The organism is Proteiniphilum sp., from assembly GCF_034331125.1.
GTDB lineage: Bacteria > Bacteroidota > Bacteroidia > Bacteroidales > Dysgonomonadaceae > Proteiniphilum > Proteiniphilum saccharofermentans.
In genome coordinates this window covers 1-19,360 of sequence record NZ_JAXQGC010000048.1, presented here as the reverse complement: position 1 = coordinate 19,360, position 19,360 = coordinate 1, and the positions used below count along the sequence as shown (strand labels likewise).

Genomic DNA, 19,360 nt, shown 5'->3' with positions numbered 1-19,360 from the left:
TTCTCGCTGAAAATCCGTATCTTTGTACCCCTAAAAGATTGTTTTACATGCAGAATATCCGAAATATTGCCATCATTGCCCACGTAGACCATGGCAAGACCACTTTGGTGGACAAAATGCTGATGGCAGGCCATCTCTTCAGAGATAACCAGCAAACAGAAGATCTGATCCTTGACAACAACGACCTGGAACGGGAAAGGGGTATCACCATCCTATCTAAAAATGTATCCATTCGTTATAACGACGTTAAAATAAATATTATCGACACCCCGGGCCACGCCGACTTCGGTGGTGAAGTGGAACGCGTGCTCAACATGGCGGACGGCTGTCTGCTGGTGGTCGACGCTTTTGAAGGCCCTATGCCCCAAACCCGCTTCGTATTGCAGAAGGCGCTGGAGATTGGTCTCAAACCCATCCTGGTGATCAACAAGGTGGACAAGCCTAACTGCCGCCCGGAAGAGGTGCAGGAGAATGTGTTCGACCTGATGTTCAGCCTCGATGCAACCGAAGAGCAACTCGATTTCCCCACCATTTACGGTTCCGCCAAACAGGGATGGATGTCCGACGACTGGAAAAAACCATCCGGCACTATAATTCCCCTACTCGACGCGATCATCAAATATATCCCCGCACCCAAAGTGTTGGAAGGAACTCCACAGATGCTGATCACTTCTCTCGATTTCTCCAACTATGTGGGTCGTATCGCCGTGGGTCGTGTGCACCGCGGCAGTATCACCTCCAACAAGGATTACGCGCTCAGCAAACGGGATGGGAGCATCAAAAAAATCCGTATCAAGGAGGTGAATCTCTTCGAAGGATTGGGACGTGTAAAAGTGGACGAAGCGACCTCCGGGGATATCTGTGCACTGATCGGGATTGAGGGGTTTGATATAGGTGACAGTATTACTGACCTGGAAAAACCGGAACCACTCGATCCTATCGCTATCGACGAACCCACCATGTCCATGCTGTTCACCATCAACAATTCTCCCTTTTTCGGGCAGGACGGTAAGTATGTGACCTCACGGCATATCTATGAACGGTTGATGCGGGAACTGGATAAAAACCTGGCGCTCCGTGTAGAGGAGACCGGCAGTGCCGATTCATGGATCGTCTTTGGGCGGGGCGTACTACACCTCTCCGTACTGATCGAAACCATGCGTCGCGAAGGATATGAGTTGCAGGTGGGCCAACCCCAGGTGATCATCAAGGAGATTGGCGGTGAAAAACATGAGCCGATGGAACAACTCACGGTGAACCTCCCCGAAGAATCGGCCAGCAAGATCATCGATATCATCACCCGCCGCAAGGGAGAATTGCTCACCATGGAGAACAAGGGCGACCGTATGCACATGGAGTTCGTGATCCCGTCCAGGGGTATAATCGGGCTGAACAACACCGTGCTCACCCTCTCCGCCGGAGAGGCCAGTATGGCGCACCGTTTTCTGGAATTCCGGCCTTGGAAAGGAAACATCGAAAAACGGCAGAACGGCTCTATCATCGCCGGGGAGTCGGGAAATGCTTATGCCTATGCTTTGGACAAACTACAGGACAGGGGGCGGTTTTTCATTGAACCGCAGACACATGTATATGAAGGACAGGTGGTAGGCGAACACAACAAGGAAGGCGACCTGGTGGTCAACGTCACCAAATCAAAAAAACTAACCAACGTGCGTGCATCGGGAAGCGACGACAAGGCGCAATTGGCCCCGCCCATCGTCTTCAGCCTTGAAGAGGCGTTGGAATACATCAAGGAAGATGAGTATGTGGAAGTTACCCCCAAGCACATGCGTATCCGCAAGATACTGCTGGATGATAACGACCGCAAGCGGGCAGCGAAGAAAGGGTGAAATAAAATAACCGGGACAGATGAAATGCATGGATTTCACCAAAAAGTAAAACGAAGAACAAGTTGAAAAACTTTAAGAATCATCATTTTAACTTTTTTATTCAAGACTATGTATGTAAATTAGGAAAGATACGGGAACCCTATTTTACTGAAATGGTTGATAAAATTATAGAGTCAATTTTTTAAAGTATAACAGACCCTGCCCTATAACTTATTGAGATATCTAATCCCCCTTTCTTCAGATATTCGGTCTATCCCGAAGCAACTCTTCCAGCAAAGCCACCTTCTCCTTCTCCGATTGAAGCATCCGCTCGTACAGCTCCACTTTTTCATCATACAACTGCACGATCTTCTCAATTGGGTTATTGATCGTGGCATTATTATATAATGCCGAGTAATGACCAGAAAAGGTGTTCGAAACAATATGTACTGTTCCCTCGTCGGTAAAATTCTTTATGGCATCCGAAGGGATATTCATCGCATTGGCTATCTTCTCCAGCGTTTCATTATCCAGATCCTCCTTATTCTCGAGCTTGGATACCGATTGTTGTGTCAGGTGCAGCCTCTCCGCCAGATCCTCCTGTTTCACACCCAGTATTTCACGAAGACGTTTCACGTTATATCCCAGATGTTTCCGGTTGACCCTGTAAGTTGTTTCCATAATTGTTTGTTTTGTGCTGAAAGATGAAACATAGTAACTCCTTAACCAACAAAAATACAAAAAATATCTTTATACGGCGTTGTATTTTATTCCATTATAATTGTACTTTACTCCTCTTACCTGAAGTTAAACAACCAAAAGTGTTGAAATACCCCTGCCTGATCCCCTAAGTTTGCACCATTGTAAAAAGAGCTATAATCCGGTATCCATACCTGCCGATTTTCTCTACGTTGCGGCCCACGTGCAAAAGTAACCTCCAGGCATAAGTTCTTGCGGACATAAGTTCTTGCTTTGTCAAAAAACGACCCGGTGTTCCTTTTAATGTATCGATATCCAAATAAATAAGAGCAAACCTGCAATATCTGAAAGAAATAATTAATCAATCTAAAACAAAACGTGAAAATGAGACAAGTATTTTTAAGTGTAATGAAAGGAATTTTGTCCGCGCTTATATGGGCATTTTCCGTATGTATGTTCGCCCAGACCGTTACGGTCAGCGGAACGATTACTGACGTGAAAGGGGAATTATTGGTAGGGGTATCTGTCAGGATACAGGGTACGGGCACAGGTACCGTCACGGGTACGGATGGCCGCTTTATTTTGTCGAATGTCGATCCGGAAGCGGTACTGGAGGTATCCTATATAGGGATGGAAACACAAACCATTCCCATCAATGGGCGGAGCAACATAGATGTGGTGCTGGAGGAAGACATAGAGACTTTGGAAGAGGTCGTTGTAGTGGGCTACGGGACGATGAAAAAAGTGAATCTCACCGGCTCAGTCTCTTCCATACGGTATGACAAAAGTTTAGAGAACAGGCCCATTACGAATGCATCTCAGGCCTTATCAGGAAAAATACCCGGCGTATGGGTAAGCCAGAATTCAGGTTCGCCGGGAAGTGACGGAGCTACCATCAGAATCAGGGGTTACGGCACCCTGAATAATACAGACCCTCTCATACTCATCGATGGAATTGAGGGGCAAATTGCAGAAATCAACCCGAATGATATTGAAAGTATCACTGTACTGAAGGATGCCGCATCCGCGGCCATATATGGTTCACGCGCCGCAAACGGGGTAATACTCATTGAAACAAAGAAAGGTGCAGGAGAAGAAAGGATCTCACTTAACTATAATGGATACGTGGGTGTTTCCCAACTGGGAAGGAGGTACAACCTGATTTCCGACAGTTACGAGTATATGCAAATGTGGAATGCGGCAAACATAAGCAGCGGCGGGGAAGCGCTATTTCCGGATGATGTATTGGAGGCTTTCAGGACAGGTAATGATCCGTACAAATATCCCAGTACCAATTATTTCGATGAAGTATTCAGGAGTGCCATCACCACACAGCATAACTTATCGGCTCAATTGTCAAGTAATTTATCCAATACATATCTGTCTGTAAATTATTTAAAACAGGAAGGCATTGTTAAAAACACCGATTCCCACAGGTACGGCATTACAGTGAACAACAATCTGAAGATCAACGACAAGATAGACATAGGAACAAAGCTTATTTATACGCGAAAGATTTCAAGCCAGCCTTATGACGGGATCAGCAGGGTAATTTATATGATGGCCAACGGGCATCCCTTCTCAACGCCTTATTTAGAAGACGGAAAGACGTTCGGAGGCACTATGGCCCTTTACCAATCGGGTGCCAGAGCCGGACAACCCATAGTAGATACCCGGAACCCGTTTCCTGATCTATACAACGGTGAAAATACCTACACCAACAATTTTGTCAAAGCCAATTTTTCAGCCACATATAAAATTACCGGTTACCTGAACTTAACGGCTCAATACAACGGGCAGTATAACAATAATACCCGGGACAGGTATAACGAACTTCATTATTGCTATACAGACCTGGATCTGAACAATCAGACAAAACCCCTTGACTTTCCGTCCACAATAAACCTATACAGAGGGGTAACCGATAATTTTTATTCCACATTCTTTACCAATTTGAATTTTAACCGCCAATTCAATACCATTCACGAGATATCGGGCGTATTGGGATTTCAAACGGAAAGCCTGGAGAGAAAAACAACAGAAGCCCAAAAATCGGATCCCCCCAAAGAGGATGGTTTGCACCAGGTAAGTGCAGGTACATCAAATCCAATTGCGAACGGGAACAAAAACCTGTGGAGAATGCTCTCCTATTTTGGGAGAGTCAATTATGCCCTGTTCAGCAAATACCTGTTTGAAGCGAATCTAAGGGCGGACGCCTCTTCCCGATTCGCAAAAGAAAACAGATGGGGGTATTTTCCCTCATTCTCTGCCGCGTGGCGGCTCAGTGAAGAACCATTCATGAAGAAATGGGAGGTTTTCGATAATTTGAAGTTGAGAGCTTCATGGGGAAAACTGGGCAACCAAAATATTGGCTCTTCCAGTAATAGTGATTATTTTCCCTATCTGACGTTTATCACCCAGAATTACGGCACCAGCTATAATTTCGGGAACCAACTCGCACCGGGTGCCGCTGTAACGGCTTTAGTGGATCAAAATATTACCTGGGAGACAACCACAACCACCGACATCGGGATTGATATGGGATTTCTCAATAACAGGCTTACCATTGAAAGCGATCTTTTTATCAAGAACACCTCAGGCATTATTGTACAATTACCTATCTCCAGCGTGATGGGGGGATTGACTGCGCCTTTCGAAAATGTGGGCGAAATGTCGAATAAGGGTTTTGAAATTATTGTAGGATGGAATGACAGGATCCCGGAATATGATCTGAGTTATAACATCGGGGCAAACCTGACTTACGTTAAAAACAGGGTCACTAAATTCAGGGAGGGAGCGCCGGATCAGCTGTATCTTATAAGGGAAGGTTTTTCTTATAAAACCTTATACGGATTCATCCAGGAAGGTGTTTATCAATCAGATGAGGAAGCGGCAAGCCATATGAAGAATAATGGCTATATACCCGTTGCCGGAGATTTGAAGTACAAGGACTTTAATAATGATGGCAGACTCGATTACCAGGATAAAAGAGAAATAGGGAATACCATTCCAAAGTTCGTTTATGGAATTTCGGGAAACCTGACATGGAGAAACTTTGATTTGAATTTTCTTTTTTCCGGGATTGCCGGGGTAACCGGCTATTTCCAAAATGCATGGACACAGCCTCTCGGAATTTCGGGTGGAACTGTGACTGAAAGATGGAGAGACGCCTGGACTGAAGAAAATCCGTCCCCGGTTACCCCCCGTATAGTGATCAATGACACATGGAACAGGCAGGAATCCTCATTTTGGACCACTAATATGTCATGGTTTAAGCTGAAGAACTTACAACTTGGATATAACTTGCCCACGCATATCAGTAAGAGGCTTTCCTTGCAAAACCTGTATGTTTATGTAAACGGAACAGACCTGTTTACCCTGGTCAGCAATAAATACGAAGGCTTCGACCCTGAAAGGGACACCTTCACAGATGGATACGGGCATTACCCGATCCCTACAATCTACAGTCTTGGATTAAATATAAATTTTTAACAATAAGATATTATGGAACGAATATATAGATCAATTTTCTACCTTCCTCTGGTTTTGATCATAGCCGCTTGCAGTAATTACCTGGATATCTTACCTGACGATCAAATAACAGATCAAACATTCTGGCAAACAGAAGAAGACGTTGAACTTACCATGAACGGGATATACAACACATTGAGAAATAATTTTGTATACGGATACGGCGGAGGATATGATGCGTGCACACCAAACGCTTACCAATGGGCGCATTGGGAAGGGCAACAAATGCAAGTCGGGGCCGGACAAATATATTCCGGATCAGGGGGTATTGTCAGCTCAAGATGGACATACTGTTATCAAGGTATTTACAGGGCGAATTACTTCCTGGAGAATATTGATAAAGTAACCTCACTCACTGATGAACAGAACAGTGTGTATAAAGGTAAAGCATATTTCCTGAGGGCTGTCTTTTATGATTTGCTGGCAAAAACCTATGGCGGGGTTCCACTTGTGTTGAACACATTAACACCGGACGAGGCGAGAAATCTGACCCGTGCCGGTGAAGAAGCAGTATGGGATCAAATTCATCAAGACTATGATGAGGCGATCAAAGTGCTTCCCAAGGATGCCTCTACCGGACATATCACTTTGGGTGCAGCATTAGGCATGAAGATGAAAGCATACCTTTATAATTCTCAATGGGAAGAGGTCCTTGAATACTGTAATAAAATTGAAACGCTCGGGAAATATTCACTATTTCCTTCTTATTACGGATTATTTCAATTTGAAAATGAGGGAAATAGCGAAACAATTTTCAGCTTAAGCTTTATGGCCGGCCCCTACAGCCAGGGAAGTGTTTTCGACAGATATTGGCAACCTCAAAACCTGAAATATGGCATTGACGGATCGAATTCCGTTGCCCCTATACAAGATTTGGTGGATGCGTATGAAACCATTGACGGCACAGCGATTGATCCGGAAAACCCCTATGAAAACAGGGATCCGCGTTTGGATTTTACCATTTTAAGACCCGGCGCATATTTTCAGGGACAACTTTATCCGGATGAAATCAAAAATCATACAGGCCAATTAGTCGGCTTTGGAATCCGTAAATATACTATTGAAACAATGGAAGTAAAAGGAAACGAGTCGCCATTGGATTTTATGATCCTTCGCTACGGTGATGTTATTCTTTGCAAGGCTGAAGCACTTATAGAACTCAACCGTGATATTGACACAGCCATTGATTTGATTAACCTGATCAGGAGAGGCAGGGAAGACGTAAAAATCACCGCTATCCCAAAAGGTTTGTCCCAGAGTGAAGCCAGAGAGACCCTGCGTAAGGAACGACGTATTGAGCTTGCACTTGAAGGTCAGTATTGGGATGACATAAAACGGTGGAAGATCGGGCCGGAAATTTATCCGGTTGAAGTCAGGGGTGCGCTGGGGGAGTTAATACAAATCAAATTCCCGAATGGATACGATATAGAAAAAGATAATTATTTACCGATTCCTGATAGTGAGATTTCACTCAATCCAAATCTCAATCAAAACTACGGTTATTAAAAATATAATTAATGCACATAGGGGGGAGTTATTTTATCAGCGCGATAAACTCTTCACGGGTCCTTTGCTCACGGAATACGCCGGTAAAATCGGAAGTGGTGGTAATAGAGTTCTGTTTTTCCACCCCCCTCATCTGCATACACATGTGCTGGGCTTCGATCACCACCATCACTCCCATCGGATTCAATGTCTTCTGGATACACTCCTTGATCTGGGTAGTGAGGCGCTCCTGTACCTGTAACCGTCGTGCAAATACATCAACAACCCGGGCAATTTTACTCAACCCGGTAATATAACCATCGGGGATATATGCTACATGTGCTTTTCCAAAGAATGGCAGCATATGGTGCTCACACAGGGAAAAAAGGTCGATGTCCTTTACGATTACCATCTGCCGGTAGTTTTCCTTGAACAAGGCGGAGCGTAGAATCGCTTCCGGATCCTGCCAGTATCCTTTTGTCAGATTCTGCATGGCCTTTGCTACCCGTTCGGGCGTCTTTACCAAACCTTCACGAGCCACATCCTCACCCAGAAGTGAGAGAATATCATGCATATGACCGGTAATCACCGCTCTGTTCTTTTCTATTTCTTCGGAAGACATCTGTTCGTTTTTGTACAATTACAACTTCAATTCTCATTCACTGTAAGGCTGGTTAACGGGGATCTTCACCTCATCGACTACTATATACATCTCTTTTCCAAAGGAGGGAAATGACTTCACCATATCCTTCAATACCTCTTCCGCCTCATTTCTGGTCTGAAAATTCCCTACTCTCAATCGCCAGAAAGGCGACTCAAAAAGTACGACCGTTTCATGCTCAGGGTATAAGTTATTGATAAGTTGCTGTTTCTGATGTGCCTCATTCTTGGAAGTACGCTGGTTATTTCCGGAAAAGGCCTGGATCTTGAAGCCTCGTATCCGGTAAAATTGCGTTGACCCGTCGGCATTGGTATACACCGTTCTGGGAGGAGCCATGGGACGTCCCAAAACATGCCCAATGCTCTCATCTTCATAAACGAAAACACGCCCCTTACCAGGCACAGGGGAATTCAGCTCACGCAGTATCTCTTTCTTCTGTGATGACGGCTGGCCATAGGCACTGCCGGCAGATAATAGTAACGACAAAAAGAGGATCGTATAGGGATAAAGATAGTTCATTATTCAAAATTACTAATTACTAATTACCTTCTGAACCAATATTAAGACATTTATAAATCAATCCCATTGGCATATTAACCACATTGGCACTACCTGTCCCGATTTATCGGGATTGGCACATTAAAGTGCTGCAAAGATAAAAAAATACCACAGACCCGGAGCGGATCTGTGGTAAAATTCTGTTAATGGAGTCAAAATGCCTCGATAATAGGCATAAATTTATCGACTCCCAGTGAAGCGCCTCCAATAAGACCGCCATCCACATCGGGATTGGAGAACAGTTCTTTTGCATTTCCTGCATTGCAGCTTCCACCATAGAGGATAGAGGTATTGTCAGCGATCTCCTGTCCATACTGTCCGGCCAATGTCTTGCGGATGAAAGCATGTATCTCCTGTGCTTGGTCAGCTGTAGCCGTCTTTCCGGTACCGATCGCCCATACGGGCTCATAAGCCAGTACGATCTTGGAGAAATCTTCAGGCGAAAGTTCGAATAATGATTCTTCAACCTGTGATTTTACAACCTCGAAGTGCTTATTTGCTTCTCTCTCTTCCAGCACCTCTCCGATACAGAAGATAGGGGTAAGTCCGTTAGCAAGAGCCAATTTCACTTTTTCTTTCAGGAGTTCAGGAGTTTCGTGGTAATAAGCCCGGCGTTCACTGTGCCCCAGGATCACGTACTTGGCACCGGTAGAAGCCACCATCGCAGCCGATACTTCTCCGGTATATGCACCTGATTCCTTATCTGCGCAGTTTTGTGCTGCCACTCCAATCCTGGTTGTGTCTACGCTGTTTACTACACTAGCCAGATGGATGAAAGGCGTGCCGATCACCACATCGCAGTTCACAGTCTTGTTCTTTAATGCTTCGTTCAACTCTTTTGCCAGTTCTACTCCCTCTTGCAGGTTTTTATTCATTTTCCAGTTACCTGCTACAATGTTTTTTCTCATACAATCAATATATATTTAAAAATTCAAGATTCAAAATTCAAAAATCGTTAAATCCCTTTTCATTCTTCATTTTTCACTATTAATTCTTCACTCCCCACCGTTCCACTCACTTTTCACTTCGTGGATTTTCTGTCGTCTCTCGGCATAAAACAAACGAGTTTGCTTCTGCTCTCGTTCCTAAGAAAATTCACTTTTAGTTTTTAGTTTTTAACTTCCTCCTCCAACCACCTCTTGCCCGGTACTCTACTGCCGTCCCATTTATCGATTACCGTTCCTTCTTTCAATAACATCAATCCGGGATTTGCCCGGATCATGGTTTTCAATACCCGTTCATCCGCATGACAGAATTGGAAGCCGGTACGATGATGCTCTTCCCATTCTCCTACCATATCGGCCGATGATGAAGTGAGGAGATAGAAGGAATATCCGTTTTCCTCTGCATAACGGTGTACTTCCTTAAATCGTTCAAGATGCTTCAGATTCATCTTTTCCAATGAATAAGCAACCATCAGGAATGTATAAGAAGGTTCGGAAAGGATAATATCGGTGATGTCCCCCCCTATATTCCAATCTCCACCGGCCTCGTCATAATACAAAGACTCAACGGCAAAATCTTCGATGGCAGGCTTTTCTCCTTCCTTTACCAGTTTAGTCTTCATTTCCACAAAGGTCCAGGTAGAATCGTTCCAGGGATAATTTTCTTCAGTAAACTCCTCTTCCACACCATCTTTACTATAAATAAAAACCGTCTCCAGCACATCTGCCTTCTCCGGATCGACAAACATCTGTTGTGGAATATTGGCACCCACCTTATATGGCCGGAAATCAAACACCGGCAAGCGGTATACATTATGAAGAGAGAACAGCACACCAAAAAGCAGTGTCAGAAGAGCTGCAACAGGAGCTATTTTCTTTGAAAAGAACGGGGTGATTTGCTCCCATTTCAAAAGCAGCAGGATCACTCCTGCCAGAAGTATTATGTTCTTATAAAAAGTCTGCCAGTTACTGATAACGAACGCATCTCCAAAACATCCACAATCTTCCACCGGATTAGCAATGGCAATCCACAGAGTGAGTGGAGTAAAAAAGACCATGAACACGAAGATCAATCGGACGACCCATTTCCTGTAGATTCCCAGTAATAGAAAAACACCCAAAGCAAACTCAGCCGTCACCATAAAAACGGCAGCGGGCAAAGCCAGCGGAAAAAGATCCATAAGACCTAATTCAATCAGGTAATCCTCTATCTTATATGTAAAACCCAGTGGATCGACCGCTTTCACAAATCCGGAAAAGAGGAAAGTTGCCCCGACAATAATACGAGACAACTCAACCAGGAATTTTACTATTTTTGTTTTTGAACTCATCTTTATTTTAATTCAAGATTCAAAATTCAAGATTCAAGATTCCTCTCCGAAGTGCAGCTTGATTAACCCGAAAACAGCATAATTGATCATATCCTTGTAATTGGCATCAATTCCTTCAGAAACAAGAGTCTGTCCATTATTGGCTTCAATCTCTTTCGTCCGTTGTATCTTCATCAGAATAAGATCTGTAAAGGAACTCATGCGCATACTTCTCCAAGCCTCACCATAATCATGATTTTTGGCATCCATCAATGCTTTCGTTTCCGTTACAAAGCGGTCATATAATTCCAATGCCTTGTCTGCCGTAATATCTACCGTATCCACACACCCTAGTTCCAATTGGACTAATCCGATAATTCCATAATTTACTATACCGATGTATTCGGGAAAAACACCTTCGTCCACCCGGTTATCTTTTGTCGTCTCAAGGGTACGAATACGTTTCGCCTTGATAAAGATCTGATCGGTCACTGAAGCAGGGCGAAGTATCCTCCACGCTGCCCCATAATCCTGTAGTTTCTTCTCGAATACTCCCCGGCAAATGGCGAGTACTTCGTCAAATTGATGGTGGGTTGGGTTCATTTCGTCTATTTTAATTACACGAACAAAGATAATAAAAAAAGGTACAAGTCCGTTATCTTGTACCTTTCCGATTTTCCTTTCCGGTTTACAATTTATGAGATGCGAATAGATTTCCCTATACGCAACGTAGTTTTTGGAGTGATATTATTTAGCGAACAAATTTTATTCACCGATATGCCATAACGCTTAGCAATTGCACCCAGGGTATCACCTTTTTGTATCCTGTGATAATTGACTTCACCCCCAACATATTTATTCGAGTTTACAGTGTTGGTTGGCTCTCTATAATTTGAAGGGCTGCTACCCGTGTTATTCTTCACCACAACCCTACTACTGTTGGACGTTTTCCTATAGCTCGAATTAGTTACTAAATATTCTTCTTTGTGAACATCTTTTTTCTCGAAGTCAATAATAAAATTGGGATTAATCGGCTTGCCCAGGAAACGGGTTTCAAAATGCAGGTGCGATCCGAATGAACGCCCTGTATTACCTGCCAGTCCGATTGGTTGTCCCGATTTGACAAAATCATTTTCATCCACAAGGAATTTGGAAAGATGTCCGTAAACGGTTTCCAACCCGTTCAAATGGCGTATCACAAGATAATACCCATATCCTCTCCGCTCATATTGCTTTACCCTTATTTTACCATCGAATGCGGCATAGATAGTATCCCCGGTTTGCGCTTTCAGGTCAACACCGTAATGGTAACGGCGGCTGCCTCTCCGCCCGAAATTGGATGTCATATACCCATCCACCGGCATGGTAAAATTCTCCAGATCCACGATAAACGTATCCGGCGCATTTTTCAGGTCACCATACGTATTGACATACCTGTTTCCCCACATCCCACCATAAATATCGTCGGCAGGAATGGCATCGGGATCAAACTCGAACCGGTCCTCTTCCACTTCATCCAGGACAGACAAATCCAGCTTGAGCTTTAGCCCATCGGCAAAAAGCCCCTGCTGTTCACTCAAGGTGGAACTATGTAATTGTTTGTATGTGAGGTCTGGCCTGGTATTTCCGTTTGATTCCGGAGACAATTGTGAAAATGAGTTCAATGTAACGAACATCAAGCTTGCAGACAGTAATACGCCTGCTTTTGCTAAAAAACGATTTCTCTCCATTGTTATTTCACTGAATTTTTTGATAATCCATAAAAAACACTTTTGTCACTTATATCTCATCATTCGCATACAGATACGGGAGGAGATGGTGAGGGTAATTAAAGATTTCATTTTCTGAAAAGAAGCGTTTCAATTCGGCTTCTGCCGATTGCGGAGAGTCGGAAGCATGTATAATATTTTCCTGTACACTCATGCTGTAATCACCCCTTATAGTACCGGGCTGCGCATCCCTTCCATTTGTAACGCCCGCCAATTTTCTAACTACGTTTATCACGTCCAACCCTTTGAGTGCCATCACAACTACCGGACTCACACGCATAGCGTCCTTGATGCGACCAAAAAAAGACTTTTCAGCCAAATGGGAATAGTGTTCACTCAAAATCTCATCAGTCAACTCTACCATCTTCATGCCGACAATCTGGATTCCCTTCTTTTCGAAACGGGAGATAACTTCCCCCATGATTCCGCGCTGTACAGCAGATGGTTTCAGAATTACTAATGTAATTTCCATGAATAAAAAAATGATAAACTATATTGAAAACGACCTTTTAATTACTGATTTTTTTCTTTAAATCATCTCCAAAGTAAACTTTTTATTATTTCTCATCCAAATAATCTATTCCCTTTTTTTGAGGAGAATTTACACACCAGCAGTAAAACAGGCTCATATCATACAGATTTACAGAAACTTACATGAAAATATGTTTTATAACATATTTTGCTGATATTAAGCGCAATAGACAATTATTAACCATTGTTTTAGCTTTTGTCGGCAAAAAATTAAACTTGCCTCTACTTTCTTATTTTGCTTTTTTTAATACCCTTCTTATAAAATGGAGTTTCAATCCACAACCGGAATAAAGAGATTTAAGTATCTTTGCCCAAAATTCGCAATCAATCAGCACGATTCGGGTTATAATTGAAACTATACATCAATCATCAAAAAAAAGAATAATGATCAGGTACAAGCTTATCAATAACATTACAGGTTGGATTGTATTTGCCGTTGCAGCAGTGGTTTACCTGCTTACCATTGAGCCCACGGCAAGTTTCTGGGATTGCGGAGAATTCATCACCCAGGCCTATAAGCTGGAAGTGGGCCATCCCCCCGGTGCACCGATCTTCATGCTGGTGGGCAATCTCTTCACACAATTGGCACAGGATCCGTCGCAGGTGGCCAAAATGGTCAACAGCATGTCGGCGTTGATGAGCGCATTCACCATCCTGTTCCTTTTCTGGACCATCACACACCTGACCCGTAAACTCATTACGGCAAAAGAAGGGGGGGAACTCAGTATGGGGCAGACTATCGCTGTGATCGGTAGCGGTCTCGTAGGTGCGTTAGTCTATACTTTTTCCGACACATTCTGGTTCTCGGCCGTGGAGGGTGAAGTATACGCTTTCTCATCCATGCTCACCGCCCTGGTATTCTGGCTGATCCTCAAATGGGAGGATAATGCCGACAAACCCCATTCCGACAAGTGGATCGTGCTGATCGCCTATGTCATGGGGTTATCCATCGGCGTGCACCTGCTCAACCTCTTGTGTATCCCGGCTATCGTACTGGTCTACTACTTCAAGAAGAATGAGGCTCCCGACTGGAAAGGCGGCATCAAGGCCCTTCTGTTGTCCTTCGGGCTGATCGTTATATTAATGTGGGGAATCATTCCGGGATTCACCAAAGTGGGCGGCTGGTTCGAACTCTTTTTTGTGAACTTGCTGGGATTTTCTTACCATACCGGTGTATTGGTTTACCTTGTCCTTCTGATAGGCATCATCGTATGGTCGCTTTATGAGACATTATCTCCCAAAGGGACCGAAAAGAGAGCCCGCATCTCTTTCTTCCTTAGCATGGGCATGACCGGAATCCTCTTTATAGGTAGCAGTGCATGGTTATGGATGCTGCTCATTGCTGCAGGTGCTTATTTTGCTTTCAGATACAAAAAATTAGAGGTTAAATTCATCAATCTGGCCGTTACCTGCCTAATGGTGATACTGATAGGATTCTCGGCGTATGCTTTAATCCCTATCCGGTCGAACGCTAATCCTCCTCTCGACCTGAATAAACCGGAGGATATCTTCTCCCTGGGGAGCTTCCTCAACCGTGAGCAGTACGGGCAAACACCCCTTATTCACGGTACGACCTATGCTTCCCAACTGGAACGGAATGCCGACGGGTCATTGGTCAAGAAAGGAGAGAAAATCACCTATCAACAAGTAGTGAAAACTTCACCTGAACAGAAAGACCGGTATGAAAAAGTAGTACTGCCCAATTATGGATATACCAATACCATGCTGTTCACCAGGATGCACTCCCAACCCAACAATCCATCCTTCAGGAATCATAGCCTCGGTTATGAACAGTGGGGCGGCGTGACCGACCTGAACCAAAAGCCTACCTTCTGGCAGAACCTGAAATTCTTCTTCAGCTACCAGGTCAACCACATGTACTGGCGCTACTTCATGTGGAATTTCTCAGGCAGGCAAAATGATATCCAGGGGCACGGTGAAATCACAGCGGGGAACTGGATCACCGGAATTCCCTTCTTCGACGAGCATGTGCTGGGCCTGGGGCCGCAGGACAATATCGCACCCGACATCGTCGACAACAAGGGACACAATAAATATTATATGCTTCCGCTTTTGCTCGGTATCATCGGTATCCTTTACCAGTTACAACTGAAGGAAAGAGGAAAACAGAGTTTTACCGTGGTCTTTATGCTCTTCTTTATGACGGGGCTGGCCATCATCCTTTACCTGAACCAGACACCATATGAACCGAGAGAGCGCGACTATGCCTATGCAGGCTCTTTCTATGCCTTCACCATCTGGGTGGGGATGGGGGTGGCAGGCATCAGCTACTTCTTAAGGAAATATATAAAGAGCACCGCCGCCGCCACAGCCCTGGCTACCGTGGCTACACTCTGTGTGCCCATCCAGATGGCATCGCAGAACTGGGACGACCACGACCGTTCAGGCAGGACACTGGCAAGGGATACCGGGATGAATTACCTGAGTTGCGTGGGTGAGAACGCCATTCTCTTCACCAATGGCGATAACGACACCTACCCGCTCTGGTACGTGCAGGAAACCGAAGGATTCCGTACCGACGTGCGGGTCACCAACCTCAGCTTCCTGCAGACGGAATGGTATGTGGACCAACTATTACGCCAGGCGTATGAGTCCGAACCGCTACCCATCCGGTGGACCCAACCCCAGTATGCAGGAAAGGCAGGAAGTGCGGCATATATCATCACCAAAAAGGAAATAGAAGATGTGCTCCGGCATAACAACGTTCCTCCCGTCTCTTTCGGGTCGTACTACGATGTGACCGCTTTTAAGGACACCCTTTCACTGTCACAGATCATGGAGAATTTGCGGACAGGACAGAATACGCGTCCGGCCAATCCGTTCAATACGGGTGATATGCCTATTATCCCGGGGAATGTGCTGGCACTCGACGTGGATACCGCACGGGTAGACTGGAAAAGCCTCGCCGCAAAACCGTCCCACAAGATGTATATCGATATGACAGATAAGTCGGCGGTATATTTCAATGAGCAGATGATCCTTGAAATGCTCGATAACATTAACGCCGGCGGCTGGGAACGACCCATCCACTTTGCAACTACCATCACCCCATCCTTATATATGAACCTGCAAAACCGCAGTTTCTCGCTCAACGGCCTTACCTACCAGGTGGTACCCGGGACCCCGCTATACAACGGGGTAAACATAGAAGCGGCTTACGACAACATGGTGAACAAATTCAGGTGGGGAGGGCTTGAAAAGAATCCGGACATTTATTTAGATGAAACCAGCCGGAGAATGCTTTCCACCTACCGTCTCTACTTCACTCAACTTGTGGATGCGTTGATCAGTGCGGGTGAAAAAGAAAAAGCCCTTACGGCATTGGATAAAGTCACCACGATGATACCTTCATCGGCCGTGGCTTACGGTACCGACGGACTGCTCTTCGCCAGGGCATATTACCGCCTGGGTGAAAAAGAAAAAGCCGAGGCGCTTATTAACGATATCAGCGACAGGGTGAACAGGAACCTCGATTGGTTCGTACGGTTAGACCCCGTACAACTATCGAATTCACTTTCCGATCTGATATACAACAACATCAATCCTATGATGCTGATTTCAAGTATTTACCAGCAACATAACAAGGAGAAATACAGGATACTGGTCGACGACCTGTTGCAACGTGCGCAAACATTCTATAAGCTGGGTGTACCCTATGCAGGGGATACCCTGCTGAAAGAAATCACCGACGGTTCGGTACGCGGGTATTATTCCACAGCTACCGACGATACTGTACACCGCGCTGCGGAAGAGGAGACAATGCAAAAGGCTCTCAATATGATGCAACAATTTAGTCCCCGTTTGCTGGAGCAATATCAGCAGTCGGCTCAGTAATGGTATATAAATACGGTCGTGAGTCGACTCATGGCCGTATCTCTTTTCATCATACACCCACATTTCATGCTAATTGAGCAACCACCACATTTATACAGGCTTCTTTTTCCGGAAGCCCGCTGGCGGATAAGTATCCCCGGTCAAAAAACGGTCTATCTTACTTTTGATGATGGCCCTATACCCGAGGTGACCCCTTGGGTACTGGATCTATTGGACCATTACGATATAAAAGCTACATTCTTCTGTGTAGGAGATAACGTACGAAAATATCCCAACCTTTACAGGCAACTCCTTATAAGGGGTCACCTGACAGGCAATCACACCTTTAACCATGTACAAGGCTGGAAAAACAGTACATCCTTTCTGTTGAAGAATACCAACAAGGCAGCGGAACTGATCGATTCATCGCTTTTTCGTCCTCCACACGGACATATGCGTGTACCGCAGAATCTGGCGCTGCGGGATGCAGGCTACAAAGTGATAATGTGGGATGTGGTGACAAGGGATTACAGTCGTTTTATGAGTCCGGGACAGGTCTTGGAAAACGTAAAAAAATACACGCGAAACGGCTCCATCATCGTATTCCACGATTCCCTGAAAGCGGAGAAAAACCTGAAGTACGCCCTTCCGCATGCCATCGAATGGTTGCAGCAAGAGGGATATATATTTGAATTGATCCCGACGGGAAATTCCATACCCGCCAGCCGGATCACAGGTATTTAATCTCCTTTTTATTTTTCTGAAAAAATGTTTTTTAGCCAACTTGTCATATCCGATAAAAATTGGGGTGAAATTGTTTGTTCAATTTCCCCATATTCCCGGACTGAGCCTGTTTCACATTCCTGAAAAAGATGATTCAGGCCAGGGTATGATTTGATTGTATAATTTCTGTTTCCACCTCTTTCCAATGACTCCTCCATTGCCTGTAAGTTCTGTCGGGCTTCCACTTGTATGTCTTTTTCCCCGTTAGCTGCAAACACCGGGCATTCCACTTTTTCGAGATATTCGGAAGGATTCAATGATATAAAAAATCGATACCATGGCGAAAGCATTGCTCCCATATTTCCATTAATATAATGTTCCCTACCATTCGTTCCCCGAAAAGAAACAGGCATAGACTCCCACAATATACCGAACTTGTTACTCAGTTCTTTTTGTTCATCTACGGTACCTCTCCACTCTTTCAGGTCTATATAAATCGTTTCCAGGGTAGCTATGACCTGATCAATTGTATCCTGCGATATCTGTCCCATCTTCATCAGGTCAGTGTTCTGTTGTTTGAGAAGTTCACTCCCTTCCACGCCCGTTCCCGCCATCAACACAATAGCTCCCACGGTTTTATCATTTGCAGCGACCATTGGTGCAATGATCCCTCCTTCGCTATGCCCGATCAAGGCTATCCGCTTCTTGTCGACATAGACTTGAGATTTAAGAAAATTGAAAGCTACGGTAACATCCGAAGCAAAATCTTCAGTAGTGGCATTCACGTAATCACCACTTGATCGGGCTACGCCTCGTTTATCATAGCGTAAGACCGCAAATCCGTTCCGCGTCAGATGGTCGGCCATCACTAAGAACGGCTTGTGCCCAAGAATGGATTCATCCCGGTCATGCGGTCCGCTCCCCGCTATCAGGATTACGGCCGGAAATATGCCCATGGTGTCGGGAATAGTCAACGTCCCGGTCAACAGGTTTCCGTCAACTTCATTCGGGAAAGTAACCTCTTTTGTCAGATAAGGAAAGGGCGGTTTAGGTTCCTGCGGACGGGACAAGGCAGTTTTTTTGGCCGGTTTTAAAACCAACGGTAATTGTAGTCCACCCTGACGGAATATACCCTTAATAGAATCGCCCTGGAAAATTCCGGTATAAGAAATACCCATTCCTGTAGCAGAAATCTCCAGTTGATTACCGGAAAAAACAGTTTTAGACGTAGATAATCCAAAAGCTCCCTGGTCGGGGCTATCCATTTTCGTTTCGTAAATCGTATCGTTTTTCCCGATATGGAAAACAATACTGAGTTTTGTACTTTGAATATCCAGTTTCCCGGCCCATGAACCTGTTATATCCTGGGCAAAAAGAGCACCCGTGATATAAGTGCAAAAGGCTACAATGATAAATTTCTTCATACGGTTATTTTATTTTTCAAGTTCGTTAGTTAAAACTATGCACTTTCAGTGCAAGGCTTTAG

14 protein-coding genes are annotated in these 19,360 nt (G+C 44.7%); 5 read left to right on the top strand and 9 right to left on the bottom strand.

The features are described from left to right. The first annotated feature begins 47 nt into the window (after positions 1 to 47). Positions 48 to 1,850 (top strand): translational GTPase TypA, encoded by a 1,803-nt coding sequence (gene typA / locus U2P89_RS11865; protein ID WP_322191491.1) that lies wholly within the window; start codon positions 48 to 50, stop codon positions 1,848 to 1,850. Positions 1,851 to 2,087: 237 nt separating this feature from the next. Here the strand turns inward: typA and U2P89_RS11860 are convergent, their stop codons facing one another. Then, complete coding sequence (locus U2P89_RS11860) at positions 2,088 to 2,510, bottom strand: helix-turn-helix domain-containing protein (RefSeq protein WP_092027652.1); 423 nt, start codon at positions 2,508 to 2,510, stop codon at positions 2,088 to 2,090. Positions 2,511 to 2,912: 402 nt separating this feature from the next. On the opposite strand from U2P89_RS11860, the gene U2P89_RS11855 reads away from it, so the two are divergent. Together U2P89_RS11855 and U2P89_RS11850 are read left to right on the top strand one after the other, a co-directional pair. Then, complete coding sequence (locus tag U2P89_RS11855) at positions 2,913 to 6,020, top strand: TonB-dependent receptor (RefSeq protein WP_322191490.1); 3,108 nt, start codon at positions 2,913 to 2,915, stop codon at positions 6,018 to 6,020. Between the two features lie 12 nt (positions 6,021 to 6,032). Next, positions 6,033 to 7,565, top strand: coding sequence for a RagB/SusD family nutrient uptake outer membrane protein (locus U2P89_RS11850; protein ID WP_076931061.1), 1,533 nt, complete (start codon positions 6,033 to 6,035; stop codon positions 7,563 to 7,565). A 28-nt stretch (positions 7,566 to 7,593) separates the two neighbouring features. Here U2P89_RS11850 and folE read toward each other — a convergent pair whose 3' ends face one another. The 7 genes from folE to ndk all read right to left on the bottom strand — a co-directional run bounded on the left by folE (position 7,594) and on the right by ndk (position 13,258). Continuing rightward, the gene (gene folE / locus U2P89_RS11845; RefSeq protein ID WP_076931062.1) at positions 7,594 to 8,166 is read right to left on the bottom strand and encodes a GTP cyclohydrolase I FolE; all 573 of its coding nucleotides are present in this window, start codon (positions 8,164 to 8,166) and stop codon (positions 7,594 to 7,596) included. 33 nt (positions 8,167 to 8,199) lie between these two features. Beyond that, complete coding sequence (locus U2P89_RS11840; RefSeq protein ID WP_091908524.1) at positions 8,200 to 8,724, bottom strand: SPOR domain-containing protein; 525 nt, start codon at positions 8,722 to 8,724, stop codon at positions 8,200 to 8,202. Between the two features lie 191 nt (positions 8,725 to 8,915). Further along, positions 8,916 to 9,671, bottom strand: coding sequence for a triose-phosphate isomerase (gene tpiA, locus U2P89_RS11835; RefSeq protein WP_091908526.1), 756 nt, complete (start codon positions 9,669 to 9,671; stop codon positions 8,916 to 8,918). 200 nt (positions 9,672 to 9,871) lie between these two features. Then, complete coding sequence (locus U2P89_RS11830; protein ID WP_091908528.1) at positions 9,872 to 11,038, bottom strand: BT_3928 family protein; 1,167 nt, start codon at positions 11,036 to 11,038, stop codon at positions 9,872 to 9,874. A gap of 33 nt (positions 11,039 to 11,071) precedes the next feature. Next, positions 11,072 to 11,620, bottom strand: a complete 549-nt coding sequence (locus tag U2P89_RS11825) for a DUF1599 domain-containing protein (RefSeq protein ID WP_091908539.1) — start codon at positions 11,618 to 11,620, stop codon at positions 11,072 to 11,074. 92 nt (positions 11,621 to 11,712) lie between these two features. Then, a complete protein-coding gene (locus tag U2P89_RS11820) occupies positions 11,713 to 12,747 on the bottom strand; it encodes a peptidoglycan DD-metalloendopeptidase family protein (RefSeq protein WP_091908541.1) in 1,035 nt (344 codons plus the stop codon). 49 nt (positions 12,748 to 12,796) lie between these two features. Further along, positions 12,797 to 13,258 (bottom strand): nucleoside-diphosphate kinase, encoded by a 462-nt coding sequence (gene ndk, locus U2P89_RS11815; RefSeq protein WP_091908543.1) that lies wholly within the window; start codon positions 13,256 to 13,258, stop codon positions 12,797 to 12,799. A gap of 443 nt (positions 13,259 to 13,701) precedes the next feature. Between ndk and U2P89_RS11810 the strand changes: the two genes are divergently transcribed. Together U2P89_RS11810 and U2P89_RS11805 are read left to right on the top strand one after the other, a co-directional pair. After that, the gene (locus U2P89_RS11810) at positions 13,702 to 17,172 is read left to right on the top strand and encodes a protein O-mannosyl-transferase family (RefSeq protein WP_322191489.1); all 3,471 of its coding nucleotides are present in this window, start codon (positions 13,702 to 13,704) and stop codon (positions 17,170 to 17,172) included. Positions 17,173 to 17,238: 66 nt separating this feature from the next. Continuing rightward, complete coding sequence (locus tag U2P89_RS11805; RefSeq protein ID WP_322191488.1) at positions 17,239 to 17,895, top strand: polysaccharide deacetylase family protein; 657 nt, start codon at positions 17,239 to 17,241, stop codon at positions 17,893 to 17,895. A gap of 8 nt (positions 17,896 to 17,903) precedes the next feature. Here U2P89_RS11805 and U2P89_RS11800 read toward each other — a convergent pair whose 3' ends face one another. Next, complete coding sequence (locus U2P89_RS11800; protein ID WP_322191487.1) at positions 17,904 to 19,298, bottom strand: alpha/beta hydrolase family protein; 1,395 nt, start codon at positions 19,296 to 19,298, stop codon at positions 17,904 to 17,906. Positions 19,299 to 19,360 lie beyond the last annotated feature (62 nt).

Excerpts from the sequence above, each read along its gene's own strand:
- tpiA (WP_091908526.1), bottom strand. The coding sequence starts at position 9,671 with ATGAGAAAAAACATTGTAGCAGGTAACTGGAAAATGAATAAAAACCTG.
- U2P89_RS11825 (WP_091908539.1), bottom strand. The coding sequence starts at position 11,620 with ATGAACCCAACCCACCATCAATTTGACGAAGTACTCGCCATTTGCCGG.
- U2P89_RS11840 (WP_091908524.1), bottom strand. The coding sequence starts at position 8,724 with ATGAACTATCTTTATCCCTATACGATCCTCTTTTTGTCGTTACTATTA.
- U2P89_RS11805 (WP_322191488.1), top strand. The coding sequence starts at position 17,239 with ATGCTAATTGAGCAACCACCACATTTATACAGGCTTCTTTTTCCGGAA.
- U2P89_RS11860 (WP_092027652.1), bottom strand. The coding sequence starts at position 2,510 with ATGGAAACAACTTACAGGGTCAACCGGAAACATCTGGGATATAACGTG.
- typA (WP_322191491.1), top strand. The coding sequence starts at position 48 with ATGCAGAATATCCGAAATATTGCCATCATTGCCCACGTAGACCATGGC.
- U2P89_RS11850 (WP_076931061.1), top strand. The coding sequence starts at position 6,033 with ATGGAACGAATATATAGATCAATTTTCTACCTTCCTCTGGTTTTGATC.
- U2P89_RS11800 (WP_322191487.1), bottom strand. The coding sequence starts at position 19,298 with ATGAAGAAATTTATCATTGTAGCCTTTTGCACTTATATCACGGGTGCT.
- U2P89_RS11820 (WP_091908541.1), bottom strand. The coding sequence starts at position 12,747 with ATGGAGAGAAATCGTTTTTTAGCAAAAGCAGGCGTATTACTGTCTGCA.
- folE (WP_076931062.1), bottom strand. The coding sequence starts at position 8,166 with ATGTCTTCCGAAGAAATAGAAAAGAACAGAGCGGTGATTACCGGTCAT.
- ndk (WP_091908543.1), bottom strand. The coding sequence starts at position 13,258 with ATGGAAATTACATTAGTAATTCTGAAACCATCTGCTGTACAGCGCGGA.
- U2P89_RS11855 (WP_322191490.1), top strand. The coding sequence starts at position 2,913 with ATGAGACAAGTATTTTTAAGTGTAATGAAAGGAATTTTGTCCGCGCTT.
- U2P89_RS11810 (WP_322191489.1), top strand. The coding sequence starts at position 13,702 with ATGATCAGGTACAAGCTTATCAATAACATTACAGGTTGGATTGTATTT.
- U2P89_RS11830 (WP_091908528.1), bottom strand. The coding sequence starts at position 11,038 with ATGAGTTCAAAAACAAAAATAGTAAAATTCCTGGTTGAGTTGTCTCGT.